Annotated in this window: 2 protein-coding genes; both read left to right on the top strand. The window is 69.7% G+C overall.

Features of this window, described 5'->3' with window-relative positions; genetic code table 11:
- The coding region (locus ACFY0I_RS39895; protein ID WP_388904734.1) for a ketosynthase chain-length factor at positions 1 to 1205 on the top strand (1205 nt) is incomplete at its 5' end.
- An 85-nt stretch (positions 1206 to 1290) separates the two neighbouring features.
- Entirely contained in the window at positions 1291 to 1797 is a 507-nt protein-coding gene (locus tag ACFY0I_RS39890) for a flavin reductase family protein (RefSeq protein ID WP_388904732.1), read from the top strand.
- Positions 1798 to 1800: the final 3 nt, after the last annotated feature.

Below are 1800 nucleotides of genomic sequence, written 5' to 3'. Positions count from 1 at the left end.
GCCGGTCGGCGGCTCCGGTCGTCACCGGGATCGGTGTGACCGCACCCAACGGTCTGGGCACCGAGGCCTGGTGGCAGGCAGTCCTGCGCGGCGAGTCCGGGATCCGACCCCTCACCCGATTCAACCCCGACCACTACCCCACCAAACTCGCCGGCGAAGTCCCCGGCTTCAACGCCGGCGACCACATCCCCGGCCGGCTCCTGCCCCAAACCGACCACATGACCCGCCTCGCCCTCACCGCCGCCGACGAAGCCCTCACCGACGCCGGCATCCACCCCGACACCCTCCCCGACCACACCACCGGCGTCATCACCGCCGCCTCCGCCGGCGGCTTCGAGTTCGGCCAGAAAGAACTCCAGGCCCTATGGAGCAAAGGCGGCCAATACGTCAGCGCCTACCAGTCCTTCGCCTGGTTCTACGCCGTCAACACCGGCCAGATCTCCATCAAGAACAACCTCCGCGGACCCAGCGGCGTCCTGGTCACCGAACAAGCCGGCGGCCTCGACGCCATCGCCCAGGCCCGCCGCCAACTCCGCAAGGACACCCGCCTCATCATCACCGGCGGCATCGACTCCTCCCTCTGCCCCTGGGGCTGGGCCGCCCACCTCGCCGGCGGCGAACTCACCACCGAACCCCACCCCGACCACGCCTACCTCCCCTTCTCCCCCCACGCCGGCGGCCACATCCCCGGCGAAGGCGGCGCACTCCTCATCCTGGAAACCGCCCACTCCGCCCACCACAGGGGCGCGAAAATCTACGGCGCGGTCACCGGCTACGCCGCCACCTTCGACCCCGCACCCCACCTCGGCGGCAACCGCCTCCAAGCCGCCGCCGAAGCAGCCCTGCACGACGCCGGACTCACCCCCACCGACATCGACGTCGTCTTCGCCGACGCCGCCGGACGCCCCACCCCCGACCAACAAGAAGCCGACGCCATCACCAACCTCTTCGGCAAACACACCGTCCCCGTCACCGCACCCAAAACCATGACCGGACGCCTCGCCGCCGGCGGCGCCTCACTCGACCTCGCCGCCGCCCTCCTCACCCTCCGCGACCAAACCATCCCCCCCACCATCAACACCACCACCCACCACCCCATCGACCTCGTCACCCAAACCCGCCCCCACCAACACCTCCGCAACGCCCTCGTCCTCGCCCGCGGACGCGGCGGCTTCAACGCCGCCATGATCGTCAGCACCCCCTGACCGACGACACCCCCACCACCCGGGCCGACCACCCCACCCCCAGCCCCAGCCAGAGCCACCCCCAGAGCCAGAGCCAGGAGAACCGATGCCCACGCTCGAGCCCACCGACTACGTCAGCACCATGGCCCAGGTGCCCACCCCCGTCACCATCGTCACCACCCTCGACGCCGACGGCCGACCCTGGGGCTTCACCGCCGGCTCCTTCACCTCACTCTCCCTCGACCCACCCCTCGTCCTGGTCTGCCCCGCCAAAACCGCCTCCTGCCACCAAGCCTTCACCACCGGCGACCGCTTCCTCATCAACGTCCTCGCCACCCAACACACCGACATCGCAACCCACTTCGCCCGCTCCGGCCACGACAAATTCACCAACAGCGGCATGCAACCCAGCGAACTCGGACTCCCCGGACTCCCCGACGCCACCGCCCGCATCGCCTGCACCCTCCACACCGTCCTCGACGGCGGAGACCACAGCATCCTCATCGGCCACGTCGAAGCCGTCTCCCACACCCACGACACCCCACTCGTCTACCACAACCGCAACTACACCCAACCCGCCCACACCAAAACCCTCGCCACCACCCCCTCATAAAGG

Source organism: Streptomyces sp. NPDC001568 (assembly GCF_042893755.1).
In the GTDB taxonomy this organism is placed as follows: domain Bacteria; phylum Actinomycetota; class Actinomycetes; order Streptomycetales; family Streptomycetaceae; genus Streptomyces.
The sequence above is the reverse complement of the archived record's forward strand: the minus strand, read 5'-3'. Positions and strand labels throughout refer to the sequence as shown.

Coding starts and splice junctions, on each gene's coding strand:
- ACFY0I_RS39890 (WP_388904732.1), top strand. CDS start 1,291: ATGCCCACGCTCGAGCCCACCGACTACGTCAGCACCATGGCCCAGGTG.